This is a genomic window from Treponema primitia ZAS-2, from assembly GCF_000214375.1.
Taxonomy (GTDB): domain Bacteria; phylum Spirochaetota; class Spirochaetia; order Treponematales; family Breznakiellaceae; genus Termitinema; species Termitinema primitia.
Window position 1 is genome coordinate 1008001 of sequence record NC_015578.1, and the last position, 13785, is coordinate 1021785.

General features: G+C 50.6%; 15 protein-coding genes. 4 read left to right on the plus strand and 11 right to left on the minus strand.

The window, feature by feature from the left end; all coding sequences use genetic code 11:
• Positions 1 to 4: 4 nt before the first annotated feature.
• Genes TREPR_RS04490 through rpsP form a run of 6 tightly spaced genes read right to left on the minus strand, consistent with a single transcriptional unit; the run spans position 5 to position 3360 of the window.
• Entirely contained in the window at positions 5 to 1033 is a 1029-nt protein-coding gene (locus TREPR_RS04490; RefSeq protein ID WP_041611015.1) for a hypothetical protein, read from the minus strand.
• Positions 1034 to 1060: 27 nt separating this feature from the next.
• Positions 1061 to 1480 carry a 50S ribosomal protein L19 gene (gene rplS / locus TREPR_RS04495; protein ID WP_015707106.1) on the minus strand — a complete coding sequence of 140 codons (420 nt, stop codon included), beginning with the start codon at positions 1478 to 1480 and terminating at the stop codon, positions 1061 to 1063.
• Positions 1458 to 2282 (minus strand): tRNA (guanosine(37)-N1)-methyltransferase TrmD, encoded by an 825-nt coding sequence (trmD, locus tag TREPR_RS04500; RefSeq protein WP_015707107.1) that lies wholly within the window; start codon positions 2280 to 2282, stop codon positions 1458 to 1460. The genes rplS and trmD overlap by 23 nt, the downstream gene beginning before the upstream one ends.
• A gap of 8 nt (positions 2283 to 2290) precedes the next feature.
• A complete protein-coding gene (gene rimM, locus TREPR_RS04505; protein WP_015707108.1) occupies positions 2291 to 2797 on the minus strand; it encodes a ribosome maturation factor RimM in 507 nt (168 codons plus the stop codon).
• A 56-nt stretch (positions 2798 to 2853) separates the two neighbouring features.
• Complete coding sequence (locus TREPR_RS04510) at positions 2854 to 3087, minus strand: KH domain-containing protein (RefSeq protein ID WP_015707109.1); 234 nt, start codon at positions 3085 to 3087, stop codon at positions 2854 to 2856.
• Positions 3088 to 3111: 24 nt separating this feature from the next.
• A complete protein-coding gene (gene rpsP, locus TREPR_RS04515) occupies positions 3112 to 3360 on the minus strand; it encodes a 30S ribosomal protein S16 (protein WP_015707110.1) in 249 nt (82 codons plus the stop codon).
• Between the two features lie 153 nt (positions 3361 to 3513).
• Here rpsP and TREPR_RS04520 point away from each other — a divergent pair, with 153 nt between their 5' ends.
• Positions 3514 to 6447, plus strand: a complete 2934-nt coding sequence (locus tag TREPR_RS04520) for a hypothetical protein (RefSeq protein WP_245534786.1) — start codon at positions 3514 to 3516, stop codon at positions 6445 to 6447.
• 19 nt (positions 6448 to 6466) lie between these two features.
• Here TREPR_RS04520 and TREPR_RS04525 read toward each other — a convergent pair whose 3' ends face one another.
• Genes TREPR_RS04525 through TREPR_RS04540 form a run of 4 tightly spaced genes read right to left on the minus strand, consistent with a single transcriptional unit; the run spans position 6467 to position 10426 of the window.
• Positions 6467 to 9499, minus strand: a complete 3033-nt coding sequence (locus TREPR_RS04525) for an ATP-binding protein (protein ID WP_015707112.1) — start codon at positions 9497 to 9499, stop codon at positions 6467 to 6469.
• A gap of 36 nt (positions 9500 to 9535) precedes the next feature.
• Entirely contained in the window at positions 9536 to 9745 is a 210-nt protein-coding gene (locus TREPR_RS04530; RefSeq protein WP_015707113.1) for a hypothetical protein, read from the minus strand.
• Entirely contained in the window at positions 9738 to 10166 is a 429-nt protein-coding gene (locus TREPR_RS04535) for a type II toxin-antitoxin system VapC family toxin (protein WP_015707114.1), read from the minus strand. The genes TREPR_RS04530 and TREPR_RS04535 overlap by 8 nt, the downstream gene beginning before the upstream one ends.
• A gap of 2 nt (positions 10167 to 10168) precedes the next feature.
• A complete protein-coding gene (locus tag TREPR_RS04540; protein WP_015707115.1) occupies positions 10169 to 10426 on the minus strand; it encodes a DUF6364 family protein in 258 nt (85 codons plus the stop codon).
• Positions 10427 to 10647: 221 nt separating this feature from the next.
• Between TREPR_RS04540 and TREPR_RS04545 the strand changes: the two genes are divergently transcribed.
• Complete coding sequence (locus TREPR_RS04545) at positions 10648 to 11817, plus strand: type III PLP-dependent enzyme (RefSeq protein WP_015707116.1); 1170 nt, start codon at positions 10648 to 10650, stop codon at positions 11815 to 11817.
• 182 nt (positions 11818 to 11999) lie between these two features.
• Here the strand turns inward: TREPR_RS04545 and TREPR_RS04550 are convergent, their stop codons facing one another.
• Complete coding sequence (locus TREPR_RS04550) at positions 12000 to 12572, minus strand: TetR/AcrR family transcriptional regulator (protein ID WP_015707117.1); 573 nt, start codon at positions 12570 to 12572, stop codon at positions 12000 to 12002.
• 168 nt (positions 12573 to 12740) lie between these two features.
• Here TREPR_RS04550 and TREPR_RS04555 point away from each other — a divergent pair, with 168 nt between their 5' ends.
• The gene (locus TREPR_RS04555; protein ID WP_015707118.1) at positions 12741 to 13403 is read left to right on the plus strand and encodes a hypothetical protein; all 663 of its coding nucleotides are present in this window, start codon (positions 12741 to 12743) and stop codon (positions 13401 to 13403) included.
• A 21-nt stretch (positions 13404 to 13424) separates the two neighbouring features.
• Positions 13425 to 13751 (plus strand): hypothetical protein, encoded by a 327-nt coding sequence (locus TREPR_RS04560; RefSeq protein WP_015707119.1) that lies wholly within the window; start codon positions 13425 to 13427, stop codon positions 13749 to 13751.
• Positions 13752 to 13785: the final 34 nt, after the last annotated feature.

Here is a 13785-nt window from a genome sequence, read left to right on the forward strand (position 1 = left end):
CGGGCTATACCTCCTCATTAACGACTGACAGGGACATATCCAGGTCATCCTCTTCAAACAGGAACCCTTCACCTATGTCTCTGAGAGTTACCTGTTCCGCAAGCGGTCCCAGCAGGGTCAACAATTCTTTTTCCAGAGAGATACCCCTTCCCGGTTCCAACGAAGGAAAGATCCCGACCACTGCCCGGGAGCCCTTTCCCCCGGGGTTTTCCAACATAAATGCCCAGCGGCGGCGTTCACTGTATATATCAAGAAAAAGGCGTGACGCTTTCCATGGGATAGTATTGGTATCGGTTAATACTATTCGTAACGAGACCTTAAATTCAACACCCTCCGCAGTAAAGGAGAAGGGTAGGGTAACCCAGCGTTTCCCGTCCCTGCCCCTTGCCCGGTTTAGCAGCCCCAGCAGGGGGGTTTCGGCCTCAACCCTGTCCGCCAGATCCCGAAATTGCCCGGCACCATCTTCGCCCTCGCCGGAATGGTGACTGTCACCTTTTTCGCCGTCATCATAGGCGGCGGTATAGCGTTCCAGGGCTTCGGTACTCAGGGTGAGGCCCTTGTCGGCGGCGGCTGCGGCGGCCAATGCTGTGGAACGGGGGAATTCCCGGGTTTTCAGGTCCCCCTCCTTGCGAGGGAGGCGATTTTTCAGGAACAGAATTTCCTGGCGGAGCTGCTGGATCAGCTTTGTATCCATGGGAAGGGAAAAAAATTTAAAAAAAGAGAGCAATGAAGATGATAGGGTATCCTGGGGAAGCCCCAGGGTAAGAATCAAGCGTTTCAATGCCCCAGGTTCCGCGGGGAGATCTCCGGTTGAAGTCGGTACTGAAAGTTCCGGAGGAAGCTTACCGGCTGAAGTCGGTACTGAAAGTTCCGTGGGGAGTTCTCCGGCTGAAGCGGGTACTGAAAGTTTCCCAGGGGGCTTACCGGCTAGTGCTGGAATATCCCCAGGGAGCTTGCCGGTTAAAGCCGGTGCTGGAAGTTCCGGGAGAAACCCGGGCCGCTTACCGATCCCTTCCTGGGCCGCGAGCTTCATTGGGGAACCTGCCCCGCCGGGATCGGCCTAGCTCTGGGCGCTTGCCGGAGCTTCAGCGGACGCTTCCGCAGGGGCGGCGGCAACTGCTGTCTGGGGCTTCTTCCTGATGATAAGTTCCCGGATTTTGGCGGCCTTACCGATCTTGTCACGGATATAGTAGAGTTTGGCCCGACGCACCCGGCCGGGGCGCATCAGTTCTACCCGGGCGATCCGGGGTGAATGAATGGGAAATATCCGTTCAACCCCGACGCCGTAGGAATTTTTCCTGACCGTAAAGGTCTTTCCTATCCGGGAATTCTTCATGGCAATGACCAGGCCTTCGTAGACCTGGATCCGTTCGGTTTTTCCTTCAACGATCTTAAAGTGGACCTTCACGGTATCCCCTACTTTGAAATCGTCCAGTGTTTCCTTCATCTGGGAGGCTTCAATCGCCCGTATTTCGTTCATCCTTTTCTCCCCCGGATTCGACGGGCTTTTCATCTGAAAGGCCGCCCAATTCCTGTATAAGTTTACGGGTTTCCCCATCAAACAGGTCCAACGCTTCCCCCCGGCGGATTAAATCCGGCCGCAGGGTAAGGGTTTTTTCAACCCGCTTTCTAAGGCGCCAACGCCGTATATTTTCATGGTGCCCCGAGAGCAACAGCTCCGGAACCCGTAGTGTATCATAAACTTCCGGCCGTGTATACTGGGGATACTCCAAAAGACCCCCGGAAAAGCTTTCCTCTTCCAGGGATTCCGGGGTAATCACCCTGTCCACCAGCCTATAGGTGGCGTCGATTACCGCCAGGGCCGCCACTTCCCCGGAGGAAAGCACATAGTCCCCCACGCAAATCTCATCGTCCACATAGGCGTCGATGATACGCTGGTCTATTCCCTCGTATCTGCCGCAGAGGAGTATCAGCTCCTCCTCCTGTGCCAGTTCCCGGGCAAGCTCCTGGGTAAAGGGCACACCACCCGGGCTCAAATAGATTACGCGCCCCGTGTCGGCGGCCTCAAAAAGGTGACTGTCACCTTTTTTGGCAGCGCCCACGGATTCCAGGGCCAGGCCTAAGGGTTCCGGCAGCATCAGCATACCCGCGCCGCCGCCGTAGGGAGCGTCATCGCAGGTATGGTGCTTATCTTGGGCAAAGTCCCGGATATTTACCGGTTGGTACTCCACAATGCCTCGGCTGACCGCCTTTGCCATGATGGAGCTGGCAAAGAAGGCGTCGATAATTTCCGGGAACAGGGTGAGCACCGTATACTTCACAGGCCCTTCTATTCCAAAACCCAGGGTTCCAGGAGCAGGGCCGTACGCTTTTCCATATCAATGGCCCCGAAAAATTCCTTTCTGAAAGGAGCCAGGCGGTGCTCCCCCCCGGTAAGCTTCACTTCTATCAACTGGCCGCCGCCGCCTTCGATCACATCGTGGACTTCCCCTAGGACTTTGCCGTCCCGATCAAGCACCTCGACGCCCCGCAGGTCCTCCACATAGTACTCGTCCTCCAAAAGGGGCGCCGCATGGGCCCGGTCAACCACCAATTCCGCCCCGGTGATGGTTTTGGCGGCCTCCGGGGTATCAATACCCCGGAATTTTATCCCCAGGGAAGGGCCGATCCGGGTGGTTTCTTCTATATGGAAGGGGGTTTCGCGGTTTTCCCGGCGGAGTAGTACAGTTTCAAGCTGCTCTAGGTGTTCCCTTTCCCCTGAAAAGGGTTTTATCTTCACAAAACCCTTAACGCCGAAGGGTGCGCCCACCAAGGCTGCCACAAATTTGTCGATCATTTTCCGTTGTTCATTATAAAACTTCCACCCGCCGGGTCGCAGCCCGGGGGTTTCGGTCAGTCCAAAATTTCCAGGACCGTGTGTTTCCCGCCCTTGGCGGTGGCGGCCTGCAAAACGGTCCTGATCGCCTTGGCGATGCGGCCATGTTTACCGATAACCTTACCGATATCGTCCGGCGCCACCCTCAGTTCCAGAATTGTAGACTTTTCCCCCTCAATGACCGTAAGTTCCACCGAAGCGGGGTCATCAACCAGGGATTTTACAATATACTCAACCAGATCCTTTTCCATAGGCTCTCCTTTTGAACGTGAAAATTATAAGGAGATGTTTTTCTTATTCAGGATCCTGCGTACCGTATCGCTTACGGTGGCACCATTTTGGAGCCAAGCCTTTACCTTATCCGCATCAAAGAGGATTTGCTTGTCCTCTGCTTCAATAGGATGATAATAGCCCAATTCCTCGATGGTCTTACTGTCCCGGGCTGCCCGTTTGTCCATAACCACAATGCGGTAATAGGGCCGTTTTTTCGTTCCGAATTTCTTGAGCCTGATTCTGGCGCTCATGAAGAATCCTCCTGGTATCTACGCTTTTCTGTCCCTCATAGGTAGCCGCATAAGCGGCATCAAACAGCGTGAAATATCATTATAGAAAATAGATTGTTTTTAGTCAATTACGCTTGACGCTTCCTATATTCTAGTCTATCCATAATATAGCCCATGATACAAATGTTATTTTCCCTACGATTCCAGTCACAGCTTCGCAGGACCAGGTCGGATTTGGTCTCGGCTTTGGAGGGGGCCATTGTCCGGGCGGCTGAAATCTCCGGGGCCAAGGTTCGGAAAGAACACCACTGTATCACCGCCTCCTTTAAGGAAGAAACCCTGGGGTTCTGGCTGGACATACTCATGACCCTGGAGGCTGTCCATGGGGCTCTGCAAAGGGCTGCGCCGGAGCTATACGGCCATGTATGCGTCCTGGGCCGGGATATAGCCGCCGGGGAGTATGAAACCGGGGAGGAGGGCTCCGAAGGCGGCCCGGTCTTGCTGCGGCAACTGCCCTGCGAGGCCGGCGCCACCGGGATATGGTGTTCTGAAACGGTACGAACGGCCCTGGAACCCTATGCGTTTTTTGAGGCCCCCGGTGAAAACAATGAAGCCTATGGGCAATTAAAAAACTTCAAAGCTCTTGCCGCTTATGATGCCGGCTTTGCCAAGCTCTTCCCCTTCAGCGAACAGATACAGGAAGCTCTGGGCCAGAGTGACTTAGCAAGCGCCCGCCGGGCGGTTTTGTTGGCCCCGGCCTTTACAGGTAAACGGGAAGCCCTTTCCCAGTATTGCCGGCGCCTGCTGGGGGAGTTCCCCCCCCTGGTTATCCGGTTTGGGGCCGGCGGGACCGGGCTTGCCTGCATCACCGATGCCCTGAGCCTGTCTATCCGTTCCCTTTTCACCCGCCCCCGGGACGCTGTACCCTCGCCGGAACTACCGGGGAAGGCGGGGCTCTTGACGGAACTCGACAGCATCGGGACTTTCATCTTCAAAGAACGGCTGGGGGATGAGTTTTCCCCCTTTGGGGTGCAGAAAACCCGTCGGTTTTTTCAATCGCTCCTGGAAAATTACGCTGTTGCAGCAAAGGACCGGTCAATTATCCCGGTTATCCTGCTGGAAAATATAAGCCAAGCCAATCCTTTGGCGGCCCGGCTTGTGGTAGAGGTCTGTAATGAACTGTTTCCCCCAACGGACCAGGGGGTTTATATACTGGGAACCTGTACCGGTGAAGCGGGATTCCCTGAAGCAAATGCTAACGAAGCAAACTCAGGCGAAGCAAGCTCCGATTTGGGGGGCGAAGGGAGTCCGGGGGGCAAACCGTCTTTGGGCATCTGGGAAGCCCTCTTTTCCCGGATGCTGCGTTTCTCCCCATCCCAGGAAACCATGCCGGAAGTTTCGGAATTTTCGAGCCCGGTGGATCCCCGTGGATTATCCCCGGAATTGCCCCGGGACTTATGGGAGATAGCCTATACCATGGGTCTGCTCAGGCGTTACTTCCCCCCGGCCTTGTTTCTCAGGCTTCTTGAGGAGGAAGGGAAGAATCCGGTAATGATCTCCCGGGCTCTTGATATGCTGGCCGCCCTGGGGATCATTGATTTTACCGGGGATCCTCTGCCCCGGTTCCGGGATTTTTTTACCCTGGCCGAGGAGCATTTGGGCCCCCTAAAGGACCGTATCCACTCCTTGGTACGGAACCGTTTGCTGGCCTGGGTGGGGGCGGGCAAACTGCGGCCCAGTTTTAAGCTGCTGGAGGCCCTGGCAGATCTGGGGGAAATCGGTTCCCCGGAACTGGTCCTGGAAGCCCTGAGCTTGGATCTGTCTAACGGTACCTGTCTGAACCTGCGTCGGGCCATTGAGCAGTCCCACCTGGAGGAGGTCGCCGGCCCGGACCGGCTCCCTACGCTGCTCTATATCTTCAAAACCCAGGAAAGTCTGCTTCGGGGTGACCGGGCAGCCATTATTGCCGCCTTTGGGGATCCGCCTCCTGAAGAGGATTTCCCCCCCTATAAGGTGCGTATCCTCACCAATGAGACCAGCTATAGTTTAAGTGTCCATGCTATTGATCAAGCCTCAGAGCTGATCAAAAAGGCCATGCTATTATGCCAGGGCCGATCGGTGGGCAGGGGGCTTGCCCAGGCGTACCGCCTTTTTTCCCTGGTGAACCTTTCCCGGCGGCGCCTGTCGGATGCCATGGACTACTTTGCCTTTGCCATGGAACAGGCGGAAAAGTCCGAGGATTTTGAGGAATTTACCCTCTCCGCCTATTATGCGGCCCAAGCCCAGTTCCTGTTCGGCAATATCGCCAAGGCAGAGCGGCTGGCCCGCAAGGCGGAGGAGACCGCCCTGATAGTAGGGCTTACCGCTTGGGCGGACCGGAGCCGCTTCCTCCGGGGGAAACTCCGCTTTGAGTCCGGCCTGTATCAGGATGCGTTGGATCTTTTTACGGAACTGCGAAGCCGGCCCACAGGAACCCTTTCCCCGGATGCCGAGGACACCCTGGAAGCCTGGATATACCGGTCTGCGGTGTACCTGGGAAGTGCCGGTATCCCCAAACCCGCTCGGGCAAACGGCGACGCCCGGTTTTTCGAAATCGAAGCCTCCTACCTGGCCGGGGACTACCCCCTGACGGCGGTCCTTTCGGAGCGGCTCCTGGAGGATCTCCCGGCCTGGGACTTTCTCTTTATTGAGCAGCCCGATTGGCGGAGCGGCTTTGCCCAGGGTGAACTGTACCTGTTTTCACAACGGGAATTCCTAGGCCCCTTGATCGCCGCCTACCACGCCCTGGCCCTTTGCCGCCTGGACAGGCCCGGCGAGGGTCCCTCCCCAAAGGCAGAAGCCCGCCGCAGCATGGACCAGCTCTTTCAGGACGAGCAGTTTTCCGATATGGACCCCAACGATGCTTTTTACTATTACGCTTATTACTGCGTACTCGGTGAGTCCGGGGCGGCGGAGGTGGACATGAATACCGCGGTCAGCATGGCCTTCAAACGGCTCCAGCGCCGGGCCAGCCGCATCGACGATATCGAAATTAACAAAGCTTTTCTGAACCGGCATTACTGGAACCAGGCGCTCTGCCTGGAGGCCAAGGAACACAAGCTGATTTAGGGCTGGCACTAAACCTGGCTTATTCTGTTTGTTGGCTATCCAGGTAAAGGCGAATATCGCTGATTAATTTTTCTGCTGCTTCTATGAAGCTGCTGTTTTTTTTCGTTAGTTTTTGAAAGTCGCCTGCTTTGGCAGCGAATTCCAGTTCTTCGGCCATATTGCCTATTTCTACGGCATCAATACCCCGGCTTGCCCCTTTTAAGCCGTGAACCGTGATCATATAATCGGAAAGATTTTTTTCATTTGGTTCGCGGATTGTGTCCAGCATCGCCGGGGCGCTTTTACTATAAGCTGTCAGGATGCGCTTGTATATTTTTTCACTGTTGTAGCGTTTAATGCCCCCTGGTATATCCAAACCGGGCACGGGTTTTTCGCTTTCATTTTTCTCAGCCTCGGCCGCGCCGGGTCTTTCTTTTTCTGCCTGCGCCAAAGTTTCGGCGCTCTGCTTGGCCTTTACCCATTTATTGAGCATCTCGTCAAGTTCCATAATATCTATGGGTTTTGACACAAAGCCGTTAAAACCATTTGCCAGAAACATCGCTTCGTTGCCCGTAAGGGCATTGGCGGTAAGGGCTGCAATCGGAATATTTTTTGCATATTCCGTGCCGATTTCATTTCTGATGATGCGCACTGTTTCTATGCCGTCCATTTCGGGCATCATGTGGTCCATGAGCACCAGATCGTAGGGGTGTTTTTCGTCTTTAATCATTTCTATGGCTTTCATGCCGCTGGAGGCACATTCAACCCTAAGCCCGTAAGGTTCAAGCAGGCCCTGGGCTACTTCAAGGTTTATGGCCACATCATCCACCACGAGCACCCTGCCGTAGGGCATCCAGGCCCTTTTCAAATCCTGGACAGGGTTCCGGGATTCTTCCATAAAGCGCAGGGCCGCGAACATCTCCGCTATTTCTTTCCCTATTACGGAATTTCCTATTGTTTTTTGCGGGAGTGTCATGGTAAAAGTACTGCCCTTTCCATATTCGCTTTCCACACTGATAGTACCGTTCATAAGGGTCAAAAGTTTTTTTGTGATCGAAAGCCCCAGGCCAGTGCCTTCGATTTTCCGGTTTGCCCTGGTGTCAAGCTGGCTGTATTCGGTAAAAAGTTTTTCCCTATCTTCCTGCTTGATCCCGATCCCCGTGTCGGAAACCTTCAGTATCAAAAGTATTCCGTTTTCAAAAGGCTCGTGGGTTATTTCAAGCCGCACCTTTCCTGCTTTGGTATATTTAATCCCATTGGATAGGATGTTGTTAAGGATCTGCTTAATCCGCAATTCATCGCCAAAAAGAGTTTCCGGTAAATCGTCGCTCACCGAAAGTTCAAAGCTTATCGGTTTTTCGCCTATGCGCACCATATTGAGGCGCACCGATTCGCTTATCAGAGAAGCGGTACTGTATTCTACCGGAATTATTTCAAAATTGCCCGTTTCAATTTTTGAAATATCCAGAATATCATTTATGATTCCCAACAGGGTAACTCCCGAAACTCTGATTTTTTCAATGCTGCCGTGGGCAGTTTCGGGCAGAGCTTTTTCCAGCACAATGTTTGAAAGGCCTATGATGGCATTAAGGGGCGTGCGTATTTCGTGGCTCATGGTCGCAAGGAATTCGCTTTTTGCCCTGGATGCGGATTCGGCAATCTTTACCTGTTCCGCAAGTTCCCGGGTTCTTTCCCCAACTAAAATTTCAAGCTCCGCTTTTTGCTGATGTACCTGGTTATACGAATCGGTCAGATGTTTTGCCAAAGCGATGGTCATACCGGTGGTCACAAAAAAGAAACTGTAGCGGGTCAGGAAAATACCGGTATGGATGAATGCCGCATCCAGTGTGTCAACTACGGCGGTCAGGCTCAAAAAGATAATAACCGTAACGATATTTCCGAACAGGGTCTTGGTAAGGCCGTTCTGTATCACTTTCAGGAGATTCCATTTGGCATAGGCATGTTTTTTCCATTGGCGGTGAATGTCTTTGCAGAAGGTAAATATTACATCATGTCCCAAAACAAAGATCAACATGAACATGCAGACTACCCGCCAAAGGTTCAATGCGTCGTCAGCAAATTCAGTGGAGAAAAACGACTGCAGGACAATCAGGACGAAACAGAACAGGCCATACAGCTTTGCAGGCAATAGAATGCGGTTAAAGTTGAGCTGTTCGATAAAAGACGCCAGAAAGAATACCAGAATATAGAGGGCCGAATATTCAATTTTTTGGGTGATTGCAGAATCGCTGATAAGGTTATGGATGATAGGGCTCCGGGCAATAAAATAAATCCCCGTCATAACAGAAAAGATGCCGTAATAGAAATTGTACTTTTCCTCTCTCCGCATCAGAAAGAAAAGCATAAGGGTATAGAGGCCGACAAAAATATACACGGTACAAAAAATCAATGTCCTTTGGTCGGCGCTCTGTCTCATCACGATGCGGTAATCATCAATAAAATGCGGGGCACTGTAAAAAAGCCCGCCGTAATCGAAACCGGGAGGGCTTATGATCCTGATGGCAAGAATGTTCGTGCCTGTATGAAAAATATCCCGGTACACCGGAATACCCGCGCCCCGCCGTGTCCGGTGTTTGGTTATTTGGCCCTTTGGGTCCAGGTGGATTTCTGAATGGACTAAAAACCCGTTGAGGTATATTTCCCAGTTATCCCCGATGCCCGCCAAATAAATGCCCGGGGTTACCGGCGGCGAACTTCTCAGGGCGCGCATCGCGTCGGTATCGACTTCAAAAGGGATGGCCATGGTGAATTCCTGATCGGCATCTGCCCACGGAGCAAGGAAAGGGCGGCTGCTTTTGAGGCCCAGGATGTCCTTAATAATAAGCGAGGGCTTTCCTTGCTTGGGCAGCGCCACCGCCTCCCAGTCAAGGGGAGAAAATTCCCGGATTATATCCTGAAAGGTAAAGCCGTTTTTTGCATAAATAGGGCAGTCGGACAGCGCTACCCTGAAGGGGCTTGCAACGGAATTTTTCGGCCTTGGAAAGAAAAGCGCCGCGCCTATGAGAACCGCGGCCAGAAGGAAATATATTGCAAATTGAGCAGGTTTTTTCATTCGGGATAAATGATATAGCAAAGTGATAAATTTATACTACCCGGTGTTAGTTTTGAACCGGGCTGGGGGTGCCAAGTGCCTGATAAGAGCGCCTTCGGCAGCTCCATTAAAGCATTTTTCCCTTTCAGGTCCCTCAAAGGCGGAGCCTGGGGTGCCAGGCTCCGCCTTTGGAATCCGTAGCCGGTAAAGCCATGCGTTCTGTTCGGGTTCCGGGTGAACATTTCCCCTTCCCCGGTGGTCAGCCATCAGTGCCATCTGTCCGGGACTTTATGTATTCTTCTGCGGTTTGGACTGCCATGTCTTTTATGGGATAATCCTTTGTGTTTCTGGTTACTAAAATAGTGATTTTATTTTCTTTTGCGGCAAAATATTGAAGGCTATCTTCAAAATCGCTGAATTTTGAGGATAGACCGGAATCGACTGTTTTCTCGTTTATAGGTACTATATGAATAATCGAGCGTAATTCGTAAAGCTTCGTTTTTGCCTTGTCGTTTCCGAATGATTTTCTGAGCATATAAAACACATTTGCCAATACAACCGGGGTGGTAAACAGCTGAACATTACTATTACTGCCAAGCTCAAATAATTCAGCGGCAGGCAAGGCAAAAGGATCGCGGTAAAGCAACACATCAAGAATAATGTCCGAATCAATAAAAACTTTTTCCATCCCTATTTTCCGCCGAGTATCCGTTGCAGCCGCTCATCGGTCTCCGCCAATTTATACAGCTTTTTCACTTCTTCCTTGGAAACCGCGCCAAGCAGACCTTCGACTACCGGCGAAAATTTCTTTTCAGGAGACGGTTTTTGGGTAAGATTCCTAAAATAGTTTTCAACAATCTTTGATAAGCTGCGATGGCGGCTATCGGCATATTCCTTTGCCGATAGAATTACGGATTGGTCCATTTGCAGGGTTAGCTTTGTTTCCATAGGTGACTCCTACGTGTAAATATAATATATTTTACACGTATTGTCAATAGCCGCGGACAATGTCAAAAGGCGCCCGGCGCCTTATTCCCCTGAATCGGCAATCCTATCCCCGGTCGGTCTGATACTTTTTTTTAAAAACCAGTATACACGGATATCCATATTGAATATGCTAAAACGCGAAAACTTTTTTCCTAAAAATCTATTTGCAAAGAGGTGTCGTCATGGTAAACAGGGGTGACTATATTTCCGATTCCGAGTGGCAGCGTTTCCAGGATTTTTCGAAAGACCGGGAAACTCCCTGCATTATCATGAACCTACAGACCATAAGGGAAAACTACCAGCGTCTGCGGGGCCTTTTCCCCTACAGCGAAATCTATTACGCCGTCAAGGCCAACCCGGACCCGGAAATTATCTCCATGCTGGCGGAGATGGATTCCTGTTTCGACATCGCCTCCCGGCCCGAGTTGGACAAAGTCCTCGCCCTGGGGGTTATCCCCGAGCGGATCTCCTACGGCAATACCATTAAAAAAGCCAGGGACATCGCCTACTTTTACGAGAAGGGGGTCCGCATGTTCGCCACCGACAGCAAGGAGGACCTTAAAAACATAGCCTCCGCTGCACCGGGGGCCAAAATCTACGTCCGTATTCTGGTGGAAAACTCCGTTACCGCCGACTGGCCCCTGTCCCGCAAATTCGGCTGCCACCCCGACATGGCCTACGATTTGCTCATCCTCGCCCGGGACCTGGGCTTGGTCCCCTACGGTATCTCCTTCCATGTGGGAAGCCAGCAGCGGGATATAGGCCAGTGGGACGATGCCATTGCCAAAACCAAATACCTCTTCTCCTCCCTGGAGGAGGACGAGGGCATACGTCTTTCGATGATCAACATGGGCGGCGGTTTCCCCGCCTCCTATACCACCCCCACCAACGATCTCAGCGAATACGCCACCGAAATACGGCGTTACCTTGAGGACGACTTTGGGGACGATCTCCCCAAAATCATCCTGGAACCCGGCCGCTCCCTGGTGGGCAACGCCGGCATCCTCATGACCGAGGTGGTCCTTGTCTCCCGGAAGAACAACACCGCTCTGAACCGTTGGGTCTACCTGGACGCGGGCAAATTTAACGGCCTCATAGAAACCCTGGACGAATCCATCAAGTACCCCATCGTCACCAGCAAGGACGCACCAGGGGTAAAGGAAGCGGAGGTCATCCTGGCCGGCCCCACCTGCGACAGCATGGACATCCTCTACGAAGACTATAAATACCGCCTGCCGGTGGATCTTAAGGTTGGGGACAAACTCTACTTCTTATCCACCGGAGCCTACACCGCAAGCTATGCATCCGTGGGCTTCAATGGGTTCCTGCCCATCAAGACCCATATCATGTAACAGCCCCGGCACCCTTAGGCCGCTTTAAGGAAAGCGCCGATACTTCCCGGGACATGGCAGCGCCTCAACCCGCCATGTCCGCAGTGAGCTCCGGAGCCCAAGGGCGCAGCATAAAATAAGCTCTGGAGCCTTACACCTTTGCGGCTGATTGAAGGAAACTTTCAAACCATTTAGCAAGACAATCACTGCTTTATTTGAAAGATTAAATTAATCATAAGTTTAGCTAATTCATGTATTGATTTATTCATACCATTATTTACCCAATGATATATAATGCCAATAGTACCCGTAGCTAAAAACATAAAATAGTATTCCTTGGTTTGCTCATCAGGCAATTTATCAGTTAAAAATTTTGAAAAATTTTTCCGATACATAGAACTGAAAAGCGTCTTGGAAAAATTAATATTTCCATTTTCGCTAAATAACACATAAATTGATTTATTATTGTCCGCAACATGCTGCAAAATTTCTTCCATCATTTGCAATGCGCCATGTTTATCATTTTTATAAAATTCATATTTATTAGATATACTATCAATAAAAGCAAGCGTTTCTTCTTCGGTTTTTCGGAGTAAATCATATTGATCGGCATAATAGGTATAGAATGTTGAACGGCTTATATCGGCAAGCGCACATATCTCTTTGACGGAAATGAGCGAAATTGGTTTTGTTTTCATCAATTCCATGAGGCTTTCACGTAGAACCATCCTGGTATAACGGGCTTTTCGGTTATCTTTTGCTTGTTTGTTTTCCATGAATTAACAATTCCTCCGTTTCTTTACCTTGACATTTTCTGGAATTTTGTCCAGAAATAGACATAAACACAACGTAGTGTTTCATTCAGTTTGTATTATATTGAACTCCATGTTAGGTTTTAGCATACCAAGGCTTTTAAGTCAATTATTTTTTGGGGAGCCATAAAGATGAAAGCTGGTATAGTTATTTATATTCTGCTTTTTACAACGGGAAATATTTTTGCACAATCCCCGCGGCTCTATTTTGGCGGAAAGTTTGGCCTTGGCCCAATCCTGGGGCAGGATGGAGTTGTTTTGGGGGGCAATCTCAATCCCATACAGCTTGACTGGCAGATGGCTAAATTTTTTGCCCTTGGAACCGGGATGGGGTTTTATTTTGCCCCGCAAACAAAGGTAGAAGCCCCGAAGCAAACAGATCCCAGTTCCGGCATAATGGAAACCTATGCCGGCATGGAAACACACATGGTTTTCCCGCTGCTTTTGAAGGCAACTATCAACCCAAGTATCTTTTCCGTTGAATTTGGCGGAGGTCTATATGTTGCCCCGGTACTAATGAATACAACAGTCGAAAGATCCAATGACAATGGATACACCGTTTCAGAAGCCTATGGCAAGAAACTTTTTTCAGTTGATCATCCTAATCCGTTAGGGCTCATTGTTTCCAGCAGTTTTGGAGTTAAAATTGGCAATGGAATCATTTTTTTAGATTTAGGTTATTTGAGAGATTTTTCCGAAGTTACCGTCAAATTCAACGATAAAAAGGTTGGGAATCATCTTTGGAATATGCTTGCTGTTAACATCGGCTATAAACATGGATTTTTATCCAAATAAAATCGGAAGGAGATTAAAAGTATGAAGACAAAATTTGGAATGTTTTTTTTGCTTGTATTGGTCGTCATATCTGTTTCATGTGCAACCGGGCAATACATGGAAATGAAATCAAAGGAAAATGCGGAAGTACTCGGGTTAGTTCAAAGTACATTTTTGGTGAGTGGTTCTTTCAGATACCGAAGCACCATTAATACGCAAGCCTATATCACCCTATTGGCTGAAGCGCAAAATAAATACCCCGATATAAATATTGATATACGGGATATTTCATGGGCAATTGGGCAAGGAGATGCTGCTAATAATAACTATGAGTACACTGCTATTGGAAAAGTAATTAAACAACAGTAGCCAAAAATGTATAGTAGGCATAGAGGTATCTGGA

Bases quoted from the DNA above. Each gene is read 5' to 3' on its own strand.
- TREPR_RS04520 (WP_245534786.1), top strand. From the start codon at position 3,514: ATGATACAAATGTTATTTTCCCTACGATTCCAGTCACAGCTTCGCAGG.
- TREPR_RS04545 (WP_015707116.1), top strand. From the start codon at position 10,648: ATGGTAAACAGGGGTGACTATATTTCCGATTCCGAGTGGCAGCGTTTC.
- TREPR_RS04530 (WP_015707113.1), bottom strand. From the start codon at position 9,745: ATGGCTGACCACCGGGGAAGGGGAAATGTTCACCCGGAACCCGAACAG.
- TREPR_RS04525 (WP_015707112.1), bottom strand. From the start codon at position 9,499: ATGAAAAAACCTGCTCAATTTGCAATATATTTCCTTCTGGCCGCGGTT.
- TREPR_RS04510 (WP_015707109.1), bottom strand. From the start codon at position 3,087: ATGGAAAAGGATCTGGTTGAGTATATTGTAAAATCCCTGGTTGATGAC.
- rimM (WP_015707108.1), bottom strand. From the start codon at position 2,797: ATGATCGACAAATTTGTGGCAGCCTTGGTGGGCGCACCCTTCGGCGTT.
- TREPR_RS04535 (WP_015707114.1), bottom strand. From the start codon at position 10,166: ATGGAAAAAGTTTTTATTGATTCGGACATTATTCTTGATGTGTTGCTT.
- TREPR_RS04540 (WP_015707115.1), bottom strand. From the start codon at position 10,426: ATGGAAACAAAGCTAACCCTGCAAATGGACCAATCCGTAATTCTATCG.
- rpsP (WP_015707110.1), bottom strand. From the start codon at position 3,360: ATGAGCGCCAGAATCAGGCTCAAGAAATTCGGAACGAAAAAACGGCCC.
- TREPR_RS04555 (WP_015707118.1), top strand. From the start codon at position 12,741: ATGAAAGCTGGTATAGTTATTTATATTCTGCTTTTTACAACGGGAAAT.
- rplS (WP_015707106.1), bottom strand. From the start codon at position 1,480: ATGAACGAAATACGGGCGATTGAAGCCTCCCAGATGAAGGAAACACTG.
- TREPR_RS04550 (WP_015707117.1), bottom strand. From the start codon at position 12,572: ATGGAAAACAAACAAGCAAAAGATAACCGAAAAGCCCGTTATACCAGG.
- TREPR_RS04490 (WP_041611015.1), bottom strand. From the start codon at position 1,033: ATGAAGCTCGCGGCCCAGGAAGGGATCGGTAAGCGGCCCGGGTTTCTC.
- TREPR_RS04560 (WP_015707119.1), top strand. From the start codon at position 13,425: ATGAAGACAAAATTTGGAATGTTTTTTTTGCTTGTATTGGTCGTCATA.